Source organism: Halobacterium noricense (genome assembly GCF_021233435.1).
GTDB lineage: Archaea > Halobacteriota > Halobacteria > Halobacteriales > Halobacteriaceae > Halobacterium > Halobacterium noricense.
Genome location: NZ_CP089468.1, coordinates 301,719 through 321,609, shown reverse-complemented (window position 1 = coordinate 321,609; position 19,891 = coordinate 301,719). Strand labels below are relative to the sequence as shown.

The following is a 19,891-nucleotide window of genomic DNA, read 5'->3' as shown; positions in this document are numbered from 1 at the left end:
CTGAAGGTGGGCGAGACGCCAGTACGATTACTCGTCCTCGAACCCGTCTTCGAACCGGAACGTCCCGTCGCGCTGGACGACTTCCCCGTCGACCTCGATGAACGAGTCCTCGCTCATGTCCACGATCAGGTCCACGTGCGTCGCGGACTCGTTGAACGGCTGGTCGTCGGGGACGCACTCCGCGATGGCACCGCCGACGGCCATGTGGACGGTGTCGCCCATCTTCTCGTCGAAGAGCATGTTGTAGGTGAATCGGTCGATATCTCGGTTCATCCCGATGCCGAGTTCGCCGAGGCGGCGCGACCCCTCGTCGGTGTTCAGGATGCCTTCGAGCGCGGCTTCGTTCTGCCCCGCGGCGAAGTCCACGACCTCGCCGTCCTCGAACTGCAGCCACGCGTCCGTGATTTCCTTGCCCTGTCGGATGAGCGGCTTGTCGAACAGCACCTCGCCTTCGACGCTGTCCGGCACCGGGCACGTGAACACCTCGCCCGCGGGCATGTTCTTCGTGCCCCAGTCGTTGGCCGCGTCCATCCCCGCGACGCTCATCGTGACGTCGGTGGTGTCGCCGGAGACGATGCGGACTTCCTCGGCGGGGCCGAGAATCTCGACCAGCTGGGCCTGGAATTCGCGCTGCTCGTCCCAATCCTTGTTGATTGCGTCGTAGACGAACTTCTCGTAGGCTTCCGTGCTCATCTCGGCTTTCTGCGCGCCCGCGGCCGTCGGGTGCTGGGTGATGACCCAGCGCTTGCCCAGCCGCTCTTCGAGAATCGGGCCGTTCGCGCGGCTCGCGGCCTGCGACTTCGCCGGCGGCACGTCGCTGGTTTCGAAGGCGTTCCCGCCACCCCCAATCAGGAAGACGACGTCCGTCTCCTCCATCGCGGCGAGGTCGTGGGCTTTCGTCTCGTAGTCGTCGATGTCCATCGCTCGGTTGTACGCGCGCGCTGCGCGGGCATTCCCCCACTGTGTGGTCGGTCGCGCGCCGACCTCGCCGAGTTTCTCGTACAGCGCGACCACGAGGGCTTCGGCCTCCTTCGACGCGCGCACCAGCACCATATCCCCGGGCTGGACGTCGGTACAGTCCTCGACGAGAATCTCGGCATGGCGGCGGGCTCTGTCGTCCATACGACGAAATCGACCCGGACGCGAATAAACTCCGGAGAAGCGGAAACCCACCGCAGTTCGTGGGCGATTACTCGGGAACGCGGCCGACGGTCACGTAGAACGGCACGGTTTCGACGCGCTCGTAGTCGTTCTCGCGCATCTGCGCGACGACCTCGCGCCCCATCTCCCGCCACTCCGCACGCAGCGCGTCGTAGGTGTCCGAGGAGAGCCCGCCCGCAGCGAGCGTCGGCTGCTGCTCGGCGAGCCGTTCCCCGGTCGCCTTCCGCGCAGCCGCCTCCAGTGCCGCTTCGCCGTACGGCGGCTGGATGGCCTGCACGTGCTCGTACTGCGTCGTCGAGACGCCGACGAGTCCCGCTTCCTCGAAGCAGTCCGCGGCGTCCGCGCCCAGCGAGACGTTCGTCTCCACGCCCTCGATGTAGGCGTCGCGTGCGCGTGCCGCGAGCGGCGGCTCGCTCGCGACCGTCGATTCGACGGTGACGGCGGCGTTGTTCGGTTCGACGGCCGCCACGAGGTCCGAGGACACGCGTGAGAACTCGCGGACGGCAGCCACGGGGTCTGGAAGGTTGATGAGCAGCGCCTGACAGGCGACGAGGTCGCAGACGTCCTCGCGGAACGGCAGCCGCGTCGCGTCCCCGACGAGGCGCTCGTCGGCGTCGACGTGCCGGAGGAGGTCAGTGTCCGCGTCCAGTGCGAGCACGTCGGCGTCGGACTCCTCGCGGAACACGCCCGTGAGTTCACCCGTGCCGCAGCCGACGTCGAGAATCCGCTCTCGGCTGGACAGCTCCAGCGCGTCCAACGCCTCGCGCTCGGCCCACATCCCGCGGCGCGTCTCCTCGAGGTAGTCGGCGCTGAATCGGCGCACACCACCACTGAAAACCGGGGTCGGCAAAAGCAGCGGGGTCCGAGTGCTTGGCGCTTACGCGCCTCGCAGCTCGCGTTCACGTGGCCTCACTCCGCTCGGCCACGCAGCTCCTGCACCTTCTCGATGTTCCACGCGAAGCCGCGGCCGTCCTCGTGGGGCGTCTCCAGCACGAGCGGCACGTCGGTGATAGCGTCGTGGTTGACGAACGCGTCCATCCCCTCCTCGCCGATGAGCCCTTCGCCGATGTGGGCGTGCTCGTCCTTGTTCGTGCCGCAGTCGTGTTTCGAGTCGTTGAGGTGGACGCAGTGGAGGTGCTCGAAGCCGACGACGTCGTCAAACTCCGCGAGCGTCTCCGCGACGGCGTCGGCCGTCGAGAGGTCGTAGCCCGCGGCGAACGCGTGCGCGGTGTCGACGCAGACGCCGAGGTCGTGGGCCGACTCGTCGAGAACGTACGCGAGGTGGTCGAAGTCGCCACCGAGCTTCGTGCCCGAGCCCGCGTCGCTCTCCACGAGCACGGTGACGCCGTCGGGGATGCCGAGTTCGTCGAGCGCGCTGACAGCGTTGTCCAGGCCCTGCTGGACGCCCGCGCCGGTGTGCGCGCCGAGGTGGACGTTGACGTACTCGATGCCGAGTTTGTCGGCGGCGTCGACCTCCTTCTGCATGCTGTCGACGGACTTCTCGCGGAGGTCGTCTTTGGGCGTGCAGAGGTTCACGAGGTACGACGAGTGGATGACCCACGGGCCGTCGAGGTGTTCGTCGGTTCCGTCCCGGAATGTAGCGGCTTCGTCGTCGCCGATATTCGGGTCCTGCCAGACTTGCGGCGAGTGCGTGAAAATCTGCCCGCAGTTCCCGCCGACGTCCAGTTCGTTCTCGACGGCGTTGTCGACGCCGCCCGCGATAGAGACGTGTGCACCTACTCGCATACGCTGTCGTTCGCCGCGGGGGGCAAAGAGGCTTCGAACCGTCGCAACACCTTTGCCGGCCGAGCGCGCTCGTGACGGTATGACCTCGGGGGACGCGCTCGACGTAGGCGACGAGGTGCCCGACGTGACGGCACCACTGGTCCATCCCGACGACAGCATCGCGGAGACGCCCCTGTCGGAGCTCTACGCCGACCGGCCGGTACTCGTCGTCTTCTACACGAACGACTTCAGCCCCGACTGCGTGAGCGAGTGGTGTTCGTTCCGCGACTACGGCTGGTTCACGTCCACCGAGGACGTGCGCGTCGTCGGCGCGAGCAAGTCCCGCGTGCCGACCCACCGACGGTTCATCGACTACCTCGACATCGACTTCCCGCTGTACGCCGACACCGACCTCGACGTCTCGGACGCGTTCGGCGTCACGTACCGCGCGCTGAAGCTGTTGCCGCGGGCGAAGCGCTCGGTGTTCCTCGTGGACACCGACGGCGTCGTCCAGTACCGTTGGATCGGCGAACACCCACTCGACCCGACCCGCGACCAGCCGCCGCTGGGCGAGATTCGAGAAGCCGTCGAGGACCACGTTGGCGGCGAGCCGGAGACGTTCGGGTTCAGTTAGTCGGTGCCGTCCGCTCCCGCGTCCAGTCGTCGGTCGCGTACTTCTCGTCGGCGAGCTCGCGCGCCGCTTCGAGTTCGTCGTCGGTCCACTCGCCGACGCGCGCGTCACACCACTCCGCGAGCGCGTCCTCCAGCGCCTCAACCGCGTCGTCACGGCTGATTCCGGCTTCCTCGTGGATGTTCGTCACGCGCTCGCGGAACCGCTCCGCGTCGATACCTGGGTCGACGAAGACGCCGAGGTGGGCGTCGGGTGCGAGCGCGTACGAGAGCGACCCGTGCTGAATGACCGCGTCTCGGGTGCGGTACTGGGCGTTCCCGCTGATTTTCCGACCGTCGACCGTGATGTCGTGGGCGGGGTGGAGCGCGCGCAGGTAGCACGCGGGCTCGTGAATCGCGGGGTGTTCCTCGGGGACGAACTCGGCGTCGACGCCCATCGCGTGGAACGCCGACAGAATCGGCTCGCAGAGCACCTCGTAGCAGTCCATCAAATCACCGGGAAGTTCGTCGGCGGGCGCGACGATGCTGTAAGAGATGTCCGCGTGTTCGTCGTGGTAGATGCCGCCACCGCCGGTCTGGCGGCGCGTCACGGTGATTCCCTCACTTTCGGCGAACTCCCAGTCGACGGAGCCTGCGTCCTGACGGTACCCCATCGAGAGCGTCGACGGCGACCACTGATACGCGCGGACCGTCCGCGGACCACCGTTGGCGGCAGTCTCCGCGGCAACCTCCTCTAGAGCCATCTGCATCGGTCCGTCGCGGTCCTCCTCTGAAATCAGCCGCCATTCGCGGTCGGCCAGCGTCATACCACGCGGTTCGCGGCCACCGGCAAAAAGCCGTGCGTCTGCAGTTCGGCTCGTCTGCGTCCATCGAGGGCGGCGAGCGGCGCGGCAATCTGTGGCCAGTCCAGACCGGCGAACGGCCCTGACTTGGCTGTTTGGCGAATATACAAACGAAACACGGGGGTTAGCGACGTACCTAATCGGTGAACAATACGCGCACTCCCATTCTCGTTCAGGGTCTGCTGGCGGGAGCTCACTGTCTTCCTCGTACTCGGTGTGTGCTGACATCTATTGAACGATATTGTGCCAGAACGACTCGTCGAACGTGACGTGGAATGATTTGATATCCAGTGTCTTCCGGGATCCGTACACGAGCAGTCCGTCGGTTATCGAAGGGAAGAGTATGGAATTTCCGAATCCTCGACTCTGTTGAAATCCTCTGCCATAGATTTTTCCAGAAGAGGATTGCAACAGAGCGGGGACAAAAGAATTCTACTTATTACAGGGGCAGAAAATCTCAGGCCCAATTCTGCGACCGCTGATTAGACGATGAAACTATTAAAGATAACACCAACGACGATTCCGATTGTCACGACTGTTCCAGCATAGACGAGTAACAGTCGGCGATTGAACAGTTTATTCAGGAGAATCAGGTTCGGAATGCTTACACCCGCGCCGCCGATGATGAACGCTAAGACCGTCCCGACAGCGATACCTTGTTCACTAAGGGACGCTGCGATGGGCAACATTCCGCTGAGGCTGATATACACTGGAGCACCGGCGACCGCAGCGAGGGGCACGGCAAGCGGGTTCTCCGAACCAAGGACGGCATGAACCATATCTACTGGTACGACACCGTGAATGAGCGCCCCGAGCGTCATCCCGAGAATGAGATATGGAAGTGTATCGACGAAGAACGACCATGCTTCGCGTGCGGCCGTCCCGATGTGTTGCCGATGGGTCTGCTTGACGTCTGCTGAGTTTCCTCTACAGCAGTCAACTGTCCCACCGTCAGCGGCGACAGCCTGATCTGTATCGGCCGTGACCCGAACGTCTTTCACGTGCTCGGTTAGCCCAAGCCGACCGATGACAACCCCGCCGACCACAGCTGCCACGAATGTGATTACCACGTACCAGATGGTCACTTCGATGCCGAATAAGCCGATCAGCAGAATCACGGCGATCTCGTTAACGAGTGGTGACGCAAGCAAGAACGAGAACGCCAGCCCGAGTGGTGCACCTGCTTGAAGCAGCCCTGCTAGCACCGGAACAGTGGAGCAGGAGCAAAACGGTGTTACCGCACCGAGACCGGCGGCTGCGACGTTGCCGCTACCTTCGTCGTGTCCGCGGAGTTTCCGTTCGACTTTTTCCGGAGGCAGATACTCCTGTGCAAGTCCGACGAGGAAGGACGCGCCGATGAACAGTGGGACGAGGATAACTGCGAGGTGGAGGAAGTAATACCACGAGTCAAGGAGGGCATTAGAGAGGCCAGGGGAGAGCATTCTTAGGTGTCCTCCTCGATTGCGTGGGCGAGATCGAGTAATTCGAAGACGGCGGTATCAGCGATGCGGTAGTAGCTCCATTTGCCCTTCTTGCGGGATTTGACCAACCCCGCGTCTTTCAGTTTTCGGAGGTGTGTGGCGACTGTTGACTGTGGTGCATCGAGAATGACCTGGAGTTCACAGCCGCAGCATTCAGATTCACGGAGTGCGCTGAGAACGCGGAGCCGGTCTTTATTCCCGAGGGCCTTGAACACGGACTCCTGACCGGCGACATTATCTTCGGATGGTTTAATCTCTTGGAGAGCGGCGACTCGTTCATCCGGGTCATCATACAGCCGGTCAAGTGCGTTGTAGGCGTCGTCAGGTGGTGATTCTGTGTCAGACATATTGTAATTTGACGGTTCGATTTATTCGCCGCAACTGTCCGATTCAGTCTCTGCCAAGTCAGATTGTACTTCTTCAATATTAGGACCACAACAGTCTGACTCGCCGTCTTGCTCGTAGCGGTTTACGAGGCGATTCCAGATGCGATCGAGTGTGCTTTGAGCCATTACCTCATATCGTATTTTTGCGATACGAATAAATCTTTGGGAGATCTAACAGGACACTGTCTCGTTGGACTGACCATGATGGGCGGGAGCCAGAACAGTTCAGAATGAGAATCTGCAGAGCAAGCCGGGTCCGTCTCATTTAGCTTTTTGCAGGCGCTAAGCCCCCACCCTCAACGAGCACCGGGCTTCCGACGTGTGTCGGAAGCACAAGCGAGTAGGGTGGGGATACAGCGCCGTCATCGTTTATTTTCGTGTGTATCAGCACTCTTACTATCCCGGCGATCGAAGGAGGTAGTACAATGCTCGCCACGCCGTCGGCGTTGTTCAAACGCGACAAGAAGCGTGCAACGTCGGTTGTGGCCGAGTGTCCAATCGGTAGGAGTGGGACACTCCAAACCCGCCCGTGAAGGGAAGCCGCCTGCGGAGTCTGGAGCCGCTGTGTCCAGCCGGATGCAAGCTCCGACGCAGAAACAGGAAGCCCCGACCTCAACAAGCGAGGGCCGGGTAGGCCCGAGCGCGGTAGGTCGGGGTAGTTCACTGGCAGTTCTAGTACCCATCGGTATCCTCTATTAGCTCGTCTATTTCTGGAGTCGGTATTACATATAACCAAATATAGGAGAGGACATAGTACATTTGCAAACCTACAGACCGAGTTAGTTTCTTGCGAGACACATTTCTGAACTTCCAACGAATCTCGTTTAGCGATCTTGGCATCCGCAGCTACAGACCTATTGATCGACTTAATGCCAATTTACGCTCCAGAATAGACTGAGGTCAACTACTGCATCATTCATATCACTGAGCAGGTGGTTTGTAGTAAGCCAAACAGCTAAAGCAGGACGGCTGCGCCACGACCAGTAGATTAGAACGACAGAATCTGTGCACGAGACCGGTATAGATATCCACTATTCTGTCGGATAGAACCGATCCTATTCCGAGTTAGGTAACGGAAAGTGTCCGGAGATAGTGGCCGCTAGTTACCGAGGTCGTCGGCAAGTCCGCTCGCGTCCTTTGTCTTCTTCTCAGGCATTTCCATGTCCTCACGTTCATATCGCATCGCCCAGTCCGTACCCGTCGGCAGCGCCTCACGGTCACCGGCACCGACGGCTGGCGCGTCACAGTCCGACTCACATCCCCACGTAGACGACATGTTCGCCTCGACGTCCCGGAGATTTAATCGTAGCGTGCCGACGACTGCGCGCGCCACATCCAGCGTGATTGCGAGTAATCGCCGCTGCATCAGCCCGGCGACTATCGCGTTCACGCCGATGACCGACGGGTCGCGATCTTCTTCGTCGGGGTCTACTCCGCCGGGAACGTACCCGCGTTCGCCGCGGAATTTGGGATGACCACCCTCGTAGTCCACGGCGTCCTGGGTCCACACCCGTTGGCATTCGAAGCACGGCCAGCCGGGACCTGCGACCGCCGTCTCGGCTTTCGCTTCTTTCTCCAGCATACCCTGTTCGTCGGCGTGTAGGAGACTCCCGCCGTCGATTACGGGAATACAGTGTGCGCGAGCGAGCGCTCCCAGGACTTGACGGGGACGCGCAGCGTCTACACCGGAAAGAATGATATCGCAGTCCACCAAATCCGGCACAGCCGCGTACTCCAGCGCGTCCTCAACGACGCTCCCGTCGACGACGCGCGTGTCGAAGTCCTCAGATGTCGCACTCTGTCGCGCGACGCGTTCTGCCACCTCCGTCTTCAGGCGCTCTTGGCGGACGTCGATTCGTTGAGCGCCTTGAGAACGATTGAAGTTCGCGCGCTCAAGACGGTCGAAGTCCACAAACACTAGCTCGCCGACACCCAGCCGGGCTAGATGTTCGGCGAGAATCGACCCGACACCGCCACAACCGACAACACCGACGCGAAGGTCTGCCAATCGGGCTTGTCCCTCTTCTCTCCACAGTTGGATTGTGGAATCGCGCTCGTCGTCGCCACGGAGGTGGTTCGTGGAGGGGCTTCGACGGCCGGTGTCCTGAACGTGCAGAGCGGGTTCGTCGCGACTTGGACCGACCACGCGGACACGGTCTGCGTGCGTGACTTGCGGGTCCGCACTGGGGTCGCGACTTGGTTCGTACACCCGCATTGACCAGTCGCCGGGCTCGTTCGTGATGGCCGCTGCGAACGGGGCACCACCCGGCAGTCGGTCGCGGTCAGCTTCGAAGACCCGTGCTGCTGAGGCGGTATCCACCGTGCTCTCGGAGACTCCACCGGGCTGGGTGTGAATTCGAACGAGGCCGCCGCCACGGTCGCGTGCGCGCTCGACAGCGCGTTCGTGGTAGGCCTCACTGAACTCGTAGCCGGCCATCGAGTCGTCGCTCGACACGTCGTTGTCAGAGTTACCCCCGAACCACGACCCGATGGAACGGCCGTCGGACTCACCTCCGCTGACGTTCCCTTTCAGTTCGAGGTCGTCGCTCGACTCAGGATGGACGACATCCTCGACGATGTAGTTGGCGCGCTGAGCGCCGGTGCTCTTCGCGAGTACGGCGAACGCGCCACGTTCGTGCATCCCGTGGAAGGGGTGGCCTTCGCTCGGGAAGAGGACGTCCATCAGGGCGTTGTGAACCTCGCGCGGTAGCACGAAGTGGACTTCGTCGGCGTCGGCTGCGCTCAACCAGTCCGCTGGTGTACCCTTAGGCATGGGTTAGTCCTCCTTTTCGAAGCGTGACCGAACGACCTCCGGCGCTTTCCGCAGGTCGGCGGGCTCGTTCCATGTGAATCCCTCCCACTGGTAGCTCCAGAGAGCGACTTCGTCGACGTCAAGGGCGTCTCGTGCTGGCCTGCCTTTCTGGTGGTTGCGGTGGACGCTGTCGACCTCCTGACCGTCGTGCTTCGTAACGTAGGGGTAGGTCACGATGCCGTAAGGCCGCCGCCCGTTCGGGAAGTCGGTAGGAATTCGGAGGATTGCCAGAACCTCCTCTTGGTCGAAGACATCGTTGACCAGGGAAGGATTGACGGTGCCGATGCTGACCCAGGCCCAGTCGCCGTGGACGGCGATGAGCTCGGCCTCGGGGCGCTCGTCTCGGAGTTCGTCGATGGCGGTCCGACAGCGGTCGGTGAGATGGCGACGGAGATTCTCCTGGTCGCCGTCTCCGCCGTTGTCGTTCTCGGAGTCGTCAGGCGGTGTACCCTCACTCATGCGCAATCTTGCCTCCGTCGCTGGTGGATTCGAAGAACGTGCGGTAGTCGTCGCTGAGGTTCAGGTCTCGTTCAGCGGGGAAGGCCTGGTCTTCCTGCCGGTTTCCGAGGAGGCCGTCCAGCGGGAAAAGTCCGAGTTCGTCGGGGTCCTTCTTGCCGGCGTCCACCAAGATTGTCTCCACGGTTACCGAGCGGTCGGCGTACCGCTTGACGAACTGTTTGTTGACGTAGACGACATACTGGGTAGTGCTGAACTTCCGCGCGTCGACGGCGTTAGCGAGGTCCTCGAGGCGGTTCTCGAGAGTGTCGAACTTCTGTAGGAGGGTGGTGTTGCCGTCGGGTACCTCCTGGCGGATGTCGCCTGCGCGCGTGCGCTCGGCGTCAACGATGGTGGAAGCGCCTACGACCGCGTCGGTGTCGTGGGGGTCCGCGTCTTTGGCCCAGTCCTGGATGGCCTTGATAGCCGTCTTCATGTGGGTCAGCCGTCGGAAGACCTCGGTGGGGACGTCGTCCTCGACGGACTCGATGGCGGCTTGAACCGTCTGGGCTTTGCCGGCGATGTTGCCGAGAGTAGTCTCTTTGGACTGCGATGCTTCCTGCGTGTCGTTCCCGCCTTCATCGGCGGGGGTTTGGTCAGACGTCATATTCGGGGTGCCAGAAGCCCCGATGAGGTGTCCGCGCTCTGGCTACAGTAGCCGCTATCTGGGTGGTTCAGGGTGGAGAATAGCGACATGGACATCGCTATGTGCCTGGCGCCACGCCAGAGAGTAGGCTCACTCAGCCGGCCCGCACGTTGCGGGCGTAGGCGCGGAGAAACCCACTCTCGTCGCAGTCGGGAGAACCGACTGGCACTCGACGAAATCGGGGGCGCTCCGGCGCCTTAATCTCAACGCCTGCGACTTATAAGACTTACGCAGGTTAATAATTAACCACACAATTACTCAAGCACCGATATTGGCTAATATACGCCGTTTAGACCCCGTATCATCACCCCTACTATTGTCTGACGTGGGGTGATTGTGTGTATAAGAGAAAGAGGGGTAGAAAATGCGGTGAATATTCCTTCAAGCTCCGGGAGTTCAAGCACATTATCCGGGCTAAATTCACCCCCTCGAAGAGGAGTACTCCGAAGTCGATGATACTTGCCGTCAAGAGGGCTGAAAAACTGCTATATTTGAGGGGGATTCTTGCGGAAGAAGAGATAGGTTATCGAGACTACTGACAGAGGTCTATAGGCAAGACTGTCGGGTGAAAAGTACGGAGGGACATCAAAATCCGCCCCCCGATTTCGTCGAGTGCAATTAACCATAGTGTCGTACGGGTTGTTAAATCCCTCGGACTTAGCAGGGAGTTTAGCGGCTGATAGCCGTGTTTATACCTGAATCCTATATGGATCGCGCTAAGAGAGTGTTCTGAATTCAGGGCATTAGCCTACGTCGACGTGTCGATGTGCTTCTGGAGCTCGCGCTTAACGAGAGGATGGACGTCCGTCATGCTGTAGCGGTCGATGATGGCTTCGACATCAGTCTCTTTTGGGTGGTTTTCGATGTGTACGGCGACGAGATTCGCGACGCAGTGTACCAACCAGTTTGTGTTTGCGGTCTTCGCTTTGCCCTCGTGGATCCGGTCGTGGCAGTCGCGACAGAAGTAGCAGCCGACTTCCTCATCGTCGCCTGGACCGTCTGCGTACTTCCAGTGGTGGAAGTCCAAGCCGGTCTCCTCGGAGCCGCAGAGTGGGCATGCGTCCGGTCGTTCTTCGAAGTGGTCAGGTACCTCGCGTGGTTCAAAGCCAGCTGCTTCGACAGCTGCCGACCAACTGCCCCATCGGTCTTGATAGGTGCGTGCGCCGTGCGGCCCACGGTCGTTCATTTGAGCCTTTGTCGGTGGTGCCTCCGACACTCGCTCAGCGAGTTCGCGGAGGTTGTCGAGAAGTTCCTCGTCGCTATACTTCTTCGGACGCGGCATGCCAGGTGGATTCACGAGCTTGGGCCGTTAAGCCAGCGATTGACAGTCTATCAGTATGCGGGCCGAATCTGGCCTAGGTTATATTCTAACACGCTTTCGAGCGCACCTCGAGAATTCCTACGTCGTAGGTGGTCCAACAAAATCTGTGCAATCTCGGCTCATCGCAATAGGAGGATACTTCCAACGAACAAGGAGAACAAAACCATCATCCCCGTTGAAATAATGGAGAACCTCAAATTCTGATATTTCTTCTTGGAGACACGCGCTAGCTGATAATTCTCTTCTATTAGCTCATCTATATAGGCATCCTCGTCAGCACTGACGATCTCTTCCTTGTACTTGTCTAACCCCTTCTCAACTATGGAATCCCATAATAGAAGCCCCTGGGTAGTTTCGGGAGTATTTGGATAGATTGTTCTAGCCGCATAGAATGCTGCAATCACTGCGGAAATAGCCGTAAGTGTCGTTACTACCAATAGAAGCTGATCTTCCTTGAGCGTCGGTTGACGCAGGCCATTTATAAAAATCCCTAAAAAGGCTAGTTGCGCGGTCAGCAGAATGGAGGCCTTCTGATTGGCTAACTTTATATAAGAGTTTAAATGGTCTTTAGTGAGCTTGGAAAATTCAGCTTGGTCTAATTTTTCGTCCATGATTATGGTTCAAGGTTCTCTGTTTTGGTACTATTCCATTCGCCAACGAAGTCATAGATTCGAAAGAGACGCTCGTCCGAATCCGATTTCGGGCTCCACCTATATTCCAACACTTCTCGAAATTCCATCCAAGAATCCCATGAGGTTTCTTGAGAATAGTACTCAATACGGGGGCCTACAAGATATTCATTCATTCCTGCTTTTTCTTCAAGACGAGAGGCGGTATTCGCGATTTTAGAAACAGCGGTTAAGCGATTCATCTGCTGATTTCCACTCTTTACTCCAATCCTGGATAAGTAAGTTGTGCCATAAGTTGCACCGCAACTAATTGAGATCGGTGCGATACCTTTCTCCTGAAGTTGTGGGTTAATGACGTTTGCTAGCGCCCACTTTACAGTAGCCAAGAAATCCAAGATTGTTCGGACAGCGACGGTATCGGATTTGCCGGCACCAAAATACGCCAGAACTCCATCCCCAGTGTTCTTCTCAAATACACCACCATAATCGCGAATTATATCTAATACCTCCGGAATAAATATATTCAACATTCGAAGTGCCTCATCTTCCGAATTATCAAAGAGATAGTCAGAAAACGAGTTTATGTCGAGGAATACCATACCCAACCGGTATTCTTTAGACTCATTAAGGCGGAGATACTCCATCCTCGGTTGAGTTCGTCCCGAAGAGATACTCTCCAGTCGGTCCTCAACCTTGGACAGACGGTCTTCGACTCGATTTCTGATTTTGCGTTTTCTCGGTGGAGTCAATTGCCCAGACATTACTAGGAATCTATTCTATTCACTTAGTCATACCCAACAAACACAAGCTCTTGGATTGAGTCACTTGCATTAAGCGAATATTTGTGTTGAATATCCACTACTTTCACTTGCTCTTTATACTTCGAGAGTAGCGTTTGGATCTCATCCGGGGTTGGTGCGGATTCCGTGTTATAAGAAAGAACGATTTTCCGGTCGGAACATTCTCTAAAAATCCGTTCAAAGACGTCATAAATCAAATCCGGATCATTCCAGGGTGACCTATCATACTCAATCTTCTTTGTTTTAACTGACCGATCAATCATACTCGGCCATTCGGCGTACTTAATGTACCCCTCTAAGAAGTGATAGTATAGATGATAATCTGAAACTGGATTCGACTTGTCCTTCGCATAATATGGAGGGTCTAAATAAACAAGGTCAGTCTGTGGATAATCCCATGAAGTAGCGTCCCTTGAGAAGGCTCTATTCTCACGGTAGTTATTGAAAATTCCACGATTATATTCGATTACAAACTTCCGAAAGTAGTGCTCAAATGGCCTCTCCCAAGTAGTTTTATTACCAAATGACCGCTCAACATCGTTTTGGCGCATATACAGATTCGCGCGGTGAAATAACGCATAAGGGCGTTTTGTAAGACACGCCTGCCCTACCGCAGCAAACGCAATCGCCTTCTTATATCGATTATCCAGCTTTACTGTTATATTCTTCCGCATTCGATCCAACCACCGATTCTCCTCATCGGTGAAGTATATCCCTTCAAATTCGTCCTCTATGAAGGATGGATAAGAATCTAGGTCAAAAGTGAGAAGATTATCCACGTCTTGAGGAGTAAGACGTATTTTCGAATTCTCAATAAGTGCTTTCCCAACCCGTCCATTAAATGATAGAACATCGTTGTACAAGACCCTCTTCCCGGCAGATTTGGCCTTATACGAGACTACGCCTGTCCCACCAAATAGATCTAAAAGGGAGTCATGTTCGATATCACTAATAATATCCCACAGCTCGTCGATAATTTGCCTCTTACAACCTTGGTATCTTGTTGATGGAAACTGTGTATCTCTCTTTTGACCGTCCTCAGAGTTAGTAGGGTTTTTCCTCGTCTCAATTCCAATTGATTTCGACATGGAAGGGGTTACAAAGGTACTAAGTAAAAATCTTGATATCGTCTACTCGCTAGATTCGAGCTCGGTATCATCGGCTGTTTGGAGTAAGTCAATAAACTCCAAGAGCAGCTCGTTGCCTACTTTTTCTGGTGGTGCATCCTCTGAGACGTCTAATTCATCACAGAGTAGTTCGTACGTTTCCTCCTCTGCTTCTATTATGATTAACTCCGTGTCTTCATCTGCCTTTCGAGTGCCTGAACGGGATTCTGTTCGCCCTTGGCCAGATTCTTCCGTTGTGTCTCCAGAATCGCCATTTTGGTCCTTCTTCTCCTCTTCCAGTTCCTCGTCATCATCGCCCTCCTCCTCTTCTAGTTCTTCGTCATCTTGCTCCTCTTCTGTCTTCGAATCTTGGTTTTCCGTTCCCTCACTCTTTGTTGATTTATCCCCAGACTCATCCTCCGCTCCACCGCTAGAACTACCAGACGTGCTTTCTTCACCGTCAGATTCCTCGACGGTAGATCGCGTTAATTCTGAAAGAATTGCTTCCGGAAGGCTATCCGTGGACCTTCTTTCTTCGACTTTCTCTTCTATCTGAGGCTCTTCCCTAGAGGATTCGAAAGACCCTGCGTCGGAATATTGGGAAAGTTGTTGGTCGTAATAGGGTACCCACCAAGGCTCTTCTTCCCCAAATTCTATCCTTTGAGCGTTACTAGCATCATTTCGGGCTACTTTGTCGATCTCTTCCAACCAACCGTATAGTGTCGCCTCCTCAAGTTCCGATACTTTCTCTTCCGGAACTTCCCACGATATCTGATCGCTATGGTAGTCATATTGCGCTTCATACCCTGGCCGGAGTTCCTCCTTAACCAGGCTTGGGGCGTAAACCGAATATTCGCTTATATGAGCCTGAACTGCGTCATCCACCTCCGTAGATTGCGGCACTTCTTCATCTGGTGTATGTCCCTTCTGATGGCTCACATGCTTTCGACGAGAGTAATCATACGGTTCCCTCTCTAAAGAGTGTGAGTTTGAATCTACATACGGCTCCGTGAACTTACCCGGGAAACGCTCATATGTGATAGTGAACTTCTCTCCCGCTCGCTTGACCCAATTGAAAGCCTCCCGCATGATAGGGTGATATGGGTCAATATTGCTTTTTTGAGTGTCCCACGGGAGGCTGTCTGTTTCTCCATCGGTATATAGTCGGATTTGGAATCGAGTTCGCCCTAAACCTGGCTGGTAATTCGGGAGAAATTCAGTTCCCCAGCCTCCATCTTCCTCAGTACTCCTCGAGACAATTTTCCTATTTTGTATGTAGATATCGGTGCCAGCATCTTCTTGCCCCCCTGAAGAAAGCAATCCCGTGGTCAGGTCCATATAAACTGGCTCCTCTCGTTTTGGTACATCCAGTTCAATATTCTCAAACTCTCGTACGTGGTAATCGTCGTAAGGAGTGTATGACCAGCTCGGTTGTGCCGGCGCTTCAACTTTAGTACCATTAACGAGGATGGACAGTTCGCCTTCGTTGGGCCCTGCCCTTCCAGTTAGAAATTCCTCGTATGTTCAGTACATCACAAAGCCGCTTAGTTAGAACGTCTGCTTGCTGAAGGTGTGTCTACGACCCAGCAAGCAGACAGTGAGATTCACGAGGACCAGCTTCTTAACTTTCTCGTCAACACCCTTGAGGAGGAAGTTCCGCTTTCCTTAGCCAATAACGCTGAAATCACTACTGAGGGCATCTATGAGGTCCTCGTCGGCGCTTGCGCCGACGGGACCTCTGTCTCTACGCTCTGTGCGTCGAGTCAGAACGGCCCCGCTGCCAACACGATCCTCTACCATCTCCGGACGAAGTTCGAGCCCAAACGGCTCGAACGAGTCGCTAACACGCTTCTTCGACGAGATATCGTCGAACTGCTTCCTGAGCAGGTGGAGGTCTGCGCAGACCTCCACCTGCGGCCCTACTACGGTGATGAAGACGACACGGAGAACCTCTATCACTCGGAAGCCAAGCGTGGAACCACCGCATTCCACGCCTACGCCACACTCTACGCGCGTGTGAAGAACAAACGATATACGCTGGCGGTGCGCCGTCTCGAAGACGGCGACACCGCCAGCAGTGTCCTCGCTGAGTTTCTTGGTGTACTCGACGGCCTTGACGCCGATGTCAAGGCCGTCTACCTTGATCGCGGATTCTACGACAGCAAGTGTCTCACGCTGTTGCAGGCGCACAACTACGCCTACGTGGTCCCGATCATTCAGTGGGGGAAGACGATTCAGCAGGAACTTGCGGAAGGGTGGAGTCGCGTCATTCAACACGATCTGACGGGGAAACTCGACGGTCACAGCTGGACCGTCGAGTTTCCCGTCTACATCGACTGTACGTACCTGAACGGACGGTACGACGACCACGGTGTGGCGCGTCACGGCTACGCCGCTGACGCGCCGTTTATCGAGACACCACGCCAGGCTCGATACCATTACTCGAAACGCTTCGGTATCGAGTCAAGCTATCGCTTGTCCGAGCAAGCGATAGCGACGACAACGACGCGAAACGCGACGGTGAGACTTCTGTACGTTGTGGTGAGTCTGCTCTTGCAGAATGCGTGGCGGTATCTGCACTACGAATACGTGGCGACGCCGCGCCGAGGCGGGCGTCGCCTCTGGTGGTGGCCGTACAAGGAGTTCGTGAATATGGTTCGGCGGGCTGCGTGGACGGCCCTCGCGGTGCGTCGGGCCGTCCCCGCGAATCGGCCACCTGACGACCGGTTCCACCGGTAGTCACCGACCGAGCAAGCTCCCTTCAGGAGTGGCAACGCTGTCGCGTCGGCGGCTGACTGCCGCCGACAGCGACAGCTCCCTCTTCGATCAGCGTTGCTCGACCGTTACTGACGACTCATCACAACAGAACAGATGGCTCAGGTCAGGCTAACTGGCGATGCTTTGTGAGGTACTGATGTTTGGCTAAGCTCGTCAACTAATTCATCCAAAAACTGCTCCGGATCAGTAAACCTGACCTCCCTCTCCTCCTCATCATCACTGTTAGCAAAAGACAGCTGGAGATCTTCTATAGATATTACTGTAGTTCCTAGCTCCATCTCCGGGAATTCTTCGCTCTCTACCATCCAGTTATTTGGCTCGTTCAGCCACTCTTCATCAACAGTAAAACCGTATCCGGAGGAGCTAGATTGAGTTCGGCTCTTGATTGTTGCAGTTTTACCTATACGTACGATGGCCTTTTTCGCTCCCATCCCGAAAGCCCCAATCGATTTGGGGACTTCTCCGACTGTTGTCTCACCTAAGGCGAATATCTTGTCAATATGTTCCTCTTCAATACCACCGCTGTCGTCTCGAATACGAAAATGGCCCTCCTCGGCATCAAATTCGATGTCAATTGTTACGTCCGGCTTCTTCTGGTCCACCCTAACCCAATTATCTAATACATTATCGATAAGCTCCTTTACCGCAGATACGGGTGAAACGTCGGATTTCAAAGAGCGATAGGTATCTTTGCTAGGACTGAGGTCGTATTTCTCTTTCATTAGAGTGTAACGTAGTAGCGATGTTCTTCAATTTAACTATTGGTATCCTGAGATAAGGTGGTTGGTCAAGCCCTAAATATAGATTAGAGCATAGCTAGCGCGTTACAGTCTCAGCTGTTCGAGCAAGTCTACGTATGCCAGGTTCACCGAGATAGTCCGGATAGACATTAGGTTTAGCCGGAATAACGGCGGTTTCTCGGGGAATCTTTTTACAATCGCATCGTAAACTCGCGGCTGGAAAGATAGGCAATCGCACGAAAAACGGAAGCGGAGTGGACATCTGCTTCCTTGGACTGCTCCGACATAGTTGTTGCGGCGCGATTAGCAACAGCTATCTTGGCAGTCTCGGTGAGCACCGGTCTCACTGGTGTCTAACCACCGTAGCGCCCACGCCAATCGAGACTGGCCTTGCCACCCAGTCGACTGACGTCTCGACCGGCTCTAATGCCAAACGAGAACCCACGAAACACGAAATCACGATCCAAAATAGAAAAGGAAGCAATCGAGCTCATCGACGAAGGCGCGAACGCCATCAACGTCGTCGCCCGAGTAGACGTGAGCAGCTATCGGTCTCAGGGCGACGCGTACGACGAGTGGCACGCTTCGTATCCGTTTGAGGCGATGATTCGAACGCTCTACCTCAAGGACTTGATGGGGTATTCTGATACGGAACTCCATCGCCGTCTCAGTAATAATCCAGACGAAGCACGTAGGCTCGGCTTCGAAGGGCTCCCATCACGGACGACATTCGTCAGGACGTGGCAGAACCGGATCACCGAACAGACTCGAACACGGATTCAGCACACGACCCATCGCATCCTGGAATACGCCCACGAGCACGGCAATCCACTCGGTCTCAAGTCACTCGAACCAGACGAGAAAGATGAGGTCTCAGACCGAACTGAGGACCGACTCATCCGGGAGAAAACGCTAGAGGTCACCGAGGAGTTCCGCGACTTGCTATACGGGTCTATTGACCTCGACCGGCCAGAAGCAGGAACACAGTACGATACAGGGGAGCTCCTCGGGTTGGAGAGTTTCCTGAGTAGTGAGGCCTGTGCTGCTAACGGAGGCAGCCAAATCTACGAAGACAACGCTCCGAAGGGTGTCGATGTTCCAGAAGGCGAGACACTACTGCACTACATCAAACAACTCGATCCGGCTGATATCCACGACATTCTCGACGAGGCGATTGAGGTGCAACTCAAGAGCGCGAAGCGCCACCTCGAGTTCACTCGTCCCGTCGAGATTGGCATCGACATGACCTACGTCGGATATTACGGCGAACACGGTCCAGAGGTCAACTACGGGCCAAATGACGAGCAGGTCGTCGTGATGGGTGCTCCGCCCTCGAAGGGCTTCGACTGGTGCTATAAGTTCGCGACCGTCTCCATCGTCGGCGACAACGTTCGGTTCATGTTGGCTGTCCGCCCGCACACGAAGGGGCAGTCGGTTGGCGAGCTCGTTCGCGAGATCTACTGGGCAGCAGCCGAGCACGTTAGCATCCAGACCGTCTACGCTGACGCCGAATTCTACTCGGCAGAGGTCATCCAGACACTCGAAGAATCCAGCTCAAACTATCTCATTCGTGTGCCCGCGAACAAGCGGGTGAAGCGCCAGATAGCACGAGCGAACCACGATGTCTGGGTCGAGGAAGATGTCGGCATCTACGGCCCGACTGTCGGCGGTAGCACGAGAGAGCGTGTCGAGACTACGCACGTCGGGGTACCGAAAAACCAGAACCCCGACGAAACGGTAGTATTCGCGACGAACCAGGACGTCGACGACGAAATCGAATTGGATCGTCGTGAGACAGAGAATCTGATCAACCGCTACCGGCGGCGGTGGGGCATCGAGACAAACTACCGCGCTCTTGAGGAGTTCTTACCGAAGACGACGTCGAAGGACTACTCAGTGCGATTGTTCCACTTCGGCTTCGGCGTCCTCATGTTCAACATGTGGCGACTAGTCGACTTCCTCATCCAAATCAGCCTTGACACTGACGTCCGCGATAAGCCTCGGTTGACCGCACAACGGTTCCGTAACCTCGCAGAAACCGTCCTCAATATGTACGGCTAACACTCCCACCAGCGGCGGGCTCGCTCTGCAGCCAGTCACAACTGAACTCATTTTTCTCGTAATCCAGCCGTCTCGCGCTCTAGAACCAGGTCTCACCGAATTTGACTGCTCCTTCTGACTCCGGAAATGTGGTGTGTCCTCGTTCAGGCCAGAGTTCGAACTGATCTCCACCGCTTCTCGTGCACATTCGCAACTACTGCACGACAATTCTATATCGTAGTATGTAATTTATCGAGCGTGTGGCCGAATTTTCGCGGAACATAGAATACCGGGCAAAG

Annotated in this window: 19 protein-coding genes; 4 read left to right on the top strand and 15 right to left on the bottom strand. The window is 56.6% G+C overall.

The annotated features are described in order from the left end of the window. Window positions 1-27: 27 nt before the first annotated feature. The 3 genes from LT974_RS01820 to LT974_RS01810 all read right to left on the bottom strand — a co-directional run bounded on the left by LT974_RS01820 (window position 28) and on the right by LT974_RS01810 (window position 2,907). Window positions 28-1,122 carry an aminopeptidase gene (locus LT974_RS01820; protein ID WP_232588945.1) on the bottom strand — a complete coding sequence of 365 codons (1,095 nt, stop codon included), beginning with the start codon at window positions 1,120-1,122 and terminating at the stop codon, window positions 28-30. A 67-nt stretch (window positions 1,123-1,189) separates the two neighbouring features. Further along, window positions 1,190-1,984 carry a class I SAM-dependent methyltransferase gene (locus tag LT974_RS01815; protein WP_232588944.1) on the bottom strand — a complete coding sequence of 265 codons (795 nt, stop codon included), beginning with the start codon at window positions 1,982-1,984 and terminating at the stop codon, window positions 1,190-1,192. A gap of 86 nt (window positions 1,985-2,070) precedes the next feature. Continuing rightward, on the bottom strand, window positions 2,071-2,907 hold the full coding sequence (locus LT974_RS01810; RefSeq protein ID WP_232588943.1) for a deoxyribonuclease IV: 837 nt from the start codon (window positions 2,905-2,907) through the stop codon (window positions 2,071-2,073). Window positions 2,908-2,986: 79 nt separating this feature from the next. On the opposite strand from LT974_RS01810, the gene LT974_RS01805 reads away from it, so the two are divergent. Beyond that, a complete protein-coding gene (locus tag LT974_RS01805) occupies window positions 2,987-3,520 on the top strand; it encodes a redoxin domain-containing protein (RefSeq protein WP_232588942.1) in 534 nt (177 codons plus the stop codon). Here LT974_RS01805 and LT974_RS01800 read toward each other — a convergent pair. From LT974_RS01800 to LT974_RS01775, 6 genes are all read right to left on the bottom strand, one after another. Further along, complete coding sequence (locus LT974_RS01800) at window positions 3,513-4,322, bottom strand: lipoate--protein ligase family protein (RefSeq protein ID WP_232588940.1); 810 nt, start codon at window positions 4,320-4,322, stop codon at window positions 3,513-3,515. The genes LT974_RS01805 and LT974_RS01800 overlap by 8 nt on opposite strands. A gap of 518 nt (window positions 4,323-4,840) precedes the next feature. After that, window positions 4,841-5,800: a permease gene (locus LT974_RS01795; RefSeq protein WP_232588939.1), complete on the bottom strand. Its 960-nt coding sequence runs from the start codon at window positions 5,798-5,800 to the stop codon at window positions 4,841-4,843. A 2-nt stretch (window positions 5,801-5,802) separates the two neighbouring features. Then, entirely contained in the window at window positions 5,803-6,186 is a 384-nt protein-coding gene (locus tag LT974_RS01790; protein WP_232588938.1) for an ArsR/SmtB family transcription factor, read from the bottom strand. Between the two features lie 1,138 nt (window positions 6,187-7,324). Next, window positions 7,325-8,998, bottom strand: coding sequence for a ThiF family adenylyltransferase (locus tag LT974_RS01785; RefSeq protein WP_232588937.1), 1,674 nt, complete (start codon window positions 8,996-8,998; stop codon window positions 7,325-7,327). A gap of 3 nt (window positions 8,999-9,001) precedes the next feature. Next, window positions 9,002-9,496: a hypothetical protein gene (locus tag LT974_RS01780; RefSeq protein WP_232588936.1), complete on the bottom strand. Its 495-nt coding sequence runs from the start codon at window positions 9,494-9,496 to the stop codon at window positions 9,002-9,004. Further along, window positions 9,489-10,139 carry a hypothetical protein gene (locus LT974_RS01775; RefSeq protein ID WP_232588935.1) on the bottom strand — a complete coding sequence of 217 codons (651 nt, stop codon included), beginning with the start codon at window positions 10,137-10,139 and terminating at the stop codon, window positions 9,489-9,491. Before LT974_RS01775 ends, LT974_RS01780 begins: the two co-directional genes overlap by 8 nt. Before the next feature lie 377 nt (window positions 10,140-10,516). Between LT974_RS01775 and LT974_RS01770 the strand changes: the two genes are divergently transcribed. Further along, window positions 10,517-10,717, top strand: coding sequence for a hypothetical protein (locus tag LT974_RS01770; protein WP_232588934.1), 201 nt, complete (start codon window positions 10,517-10,519; stop codon window positions 10,715-10,717). Between the two features lie 209 nt (window positions 10,718-10,926). Here LT974_RS01770 and LT974_RS01765 read toward each other — a convergent pair whose 3' ends face one another. The 5 genes from LT974_RS01765 to LT974_RS01745 all read right to left on the bottom strand — a co-directional run bounded on the left by LT974_RS01765 (window position 10,927) and on the right by LT974_RS01745 (window position 15,372). After that, entirely contained in the window at window positions 10,927-11,460 is a 534-nt protein-coding gene (locus LT974_RS01765) for a homing endonuclease associated repeat-containing protein (protein ID WP_232588933.1), read from the bottom strand. Window positions 11,461-11,618: 158 nt separating this feature from the next. Further along, window positions 11,619-12,110, bottom strand: a complete 492-nt coding sequence (locus tag LT974_RS01760) for a Pycsar system effector family protein (protein ID WP_232588931.1) — start codon at window positions 12,108-12,110, stop codon at window positions 11,619-11,621. Window positions 12,111-12,112: 2 nt separating this feature from the next. Beyond that, window positions 12,113-12,727: an adenylate/guanylate cyclase domain-containing protein gene (locus tag LT974_RS01755; RefSeq protein ID WP_232588930.1), complete on the bottom strand. Its 615-nt coding sequence runs from the start codon at window positions 12,725-12,727 to the stop codon at window positions 12,113-12,115. Between the two features lie 185 nt (window positions 12,728-12,912). Beyond that, on the bottom strand, window positions 12,913-14,016 hold the full coding sequence (locus tag LT974_RS01750) for a DNA adenine methylase (RefSeq protein WP_232588929.1): 1,104 nt from the start codon (window positions 14,014-14,016) through the stop codon (window positions 12,913-12,915). A gap of 42 nt (window positions 14,017-14,058) precedes the next feature. Further along, window positions 14,059-15,372 carry a hypothetical protein gene (locus tag LT974_RS01745; protein WP_232588928.1) on the bottom strand — a complete coding sequence of 438 codons (1,314 nt, stop codon included), beginning with the start codon at window positions 15,370-15,372 and terminating at the stop codon, window positions 14,059-14,061. Window positions 15,373-15,606: 234 nt separating this feature from the next. On the opposite strand from LT974_RS01745, the gene LT974_RS01740 reads away from it, so the two are divergent. Next, window positions 15,607-16,773: an ISH3 family transposase gene (locus LT974_RS01740; protein ID WP_136361172.1), complete on the top strand. Its 1,167-nt coding sequence runs from the start codon at window positions 15,607-15,609 to the stop codon at window positions 16,771-16,773. A gap of 137 nt (window positions 16,774-16,910) precedes the next feature. Here the strand turns inward: LT974_RS01740 and LT974_RS01735 are convergent, their stop codons facing one another. Continuing rightward, a complete protein-coding gene (locus LT974_RS01735) occupies window positions 16,911-17,534 on the bottom strand; it encodes an ATP-binding protein (RefSeq protein ID WP_232588927.1) in 624 nt (207 codons plus the stop codon). Window positions 17,535-17,978: 444 nt separating this feature from the next. On the opposite strand from LT974_RS01735, the gene LT974_RS01730 reads away from it, so the two are divergent. After that, entirely contained in the window at window positions 17,979-19,613 is a 1,635-nt protein-coding gene (locus LT974_RS01730; RefSeq protein ID WP_232588926.1) for a transposase, read from the top strand. The last annotated feature ends 278 nt before the right edge of the window (window positions 19,614-19,891 follow it).

Coding starts and splice junctions, on each gene's coding strand:
- LT974_RS01820 (WP_232588945.1), bottom strand. CDS start 1,122: ATGGACGACAGAGCCCGCCGCCATGCCGAGATTCTCGTCGAGGACTGT.
- LT974_RS01810 (WP_232588943.1), bottom strand. CDS start 2,907: ATGCGAGTAGGTGCACACGTCTCTATCGCGGGCGGCGTCGACAACGCC.
- LT974_RS01805 (WP_232588942.1), top strand. CDS start 2,987: ATGACCTCGGGGGACGCGCTCGACGTAGGCGACGAGGTGCCCGACGTG.
- LT974_RS01800 (WP_232588940.1), bottom strand. CDS start 4,322: ATGACGCTGGCCGACCGCGAATGGCGGCTGATTTCAGAGGAGGACCGC.
- LT974_RS01795 (WP_232588939.1), bottom strand. CDS start 5,800: ATGCTCTCCCCTGGCCTCTCTAATGCCCTCCTTGACTCGTGGTATTAC.
- LT974_RS01790 (WP_232588938.1), bottom strand. CDS start 6,186: ATGTCTGACACAGAATCACCACCTGACGACGCCTACAACGCACTTGAC.
- LT974_RS01785 (WP_232588937.1), bottom strand. CDS start 8,998: ATGCCTAAGGGTACACCAGCGGACTGGTTGAGCGCAGCCGACGCCGAC.
- LT974_RS01780 (WP_232588936.1), bottom strand. CDS start 9,496: ATGAGTGAGGGTACACCGCCTGACGACTCCGAGAACGACAACGGCGGA.
- LT974_RS01775 (WP_232588935.1), bottom strand. CDS start 10,139: ATGACGTCTGACCAAACCCCCGCCGATGAAGGCGGGAACGACACGCAG.
- LT974_RS01765 (WP_232588933.1), bottom strand. CDS start 11,460: ATGCCGCGTCCGAAGAAGTATAGCGACGAGGAACTTCTCGACAACCTC.
- LT974_RS01760 (WP_232588931.1), bottom strand. CDS start 12,110: ATGGACGAAAAATTAGACCAAGCTGAATTTTCCAAGCTCACTAAAGAC.
- LT974_RS01755 (WP_232588930.1), bottom strand. CDS start 12,727: ATGGTATTCCTCGACATAAACTCGTTTTCTGACTATCTCTTTGATAAT.
- LT974_RS01750 (WP_232588929.1), bottom strand. CDS start 14,016: ATGTCGAAATCAATTGGAATTGAGACGAGGAAAAACCCTACTAACTCT.
- LT974_RS01745 (WP_232588928.1), bottom strand. CDS start 15,372: ATGGACCTGACCACGGGATTGCTTTCTTCAGGGGGGCAAGAAGATGCT.
- LT974_RS01735 (WP_232588927.1), bottom strand. CDS start 17,534: ATGAAAGAGAAATACGACCTCAGTCCTAGCAAAGATACCTATCGCTCT.
- LT974_RS01730 (WP_232588926.1), top strand. CDS start 17,979: ATGCCAAACGAGAACCCACGAAACACGAAATCACGATCCAAAATAGAA.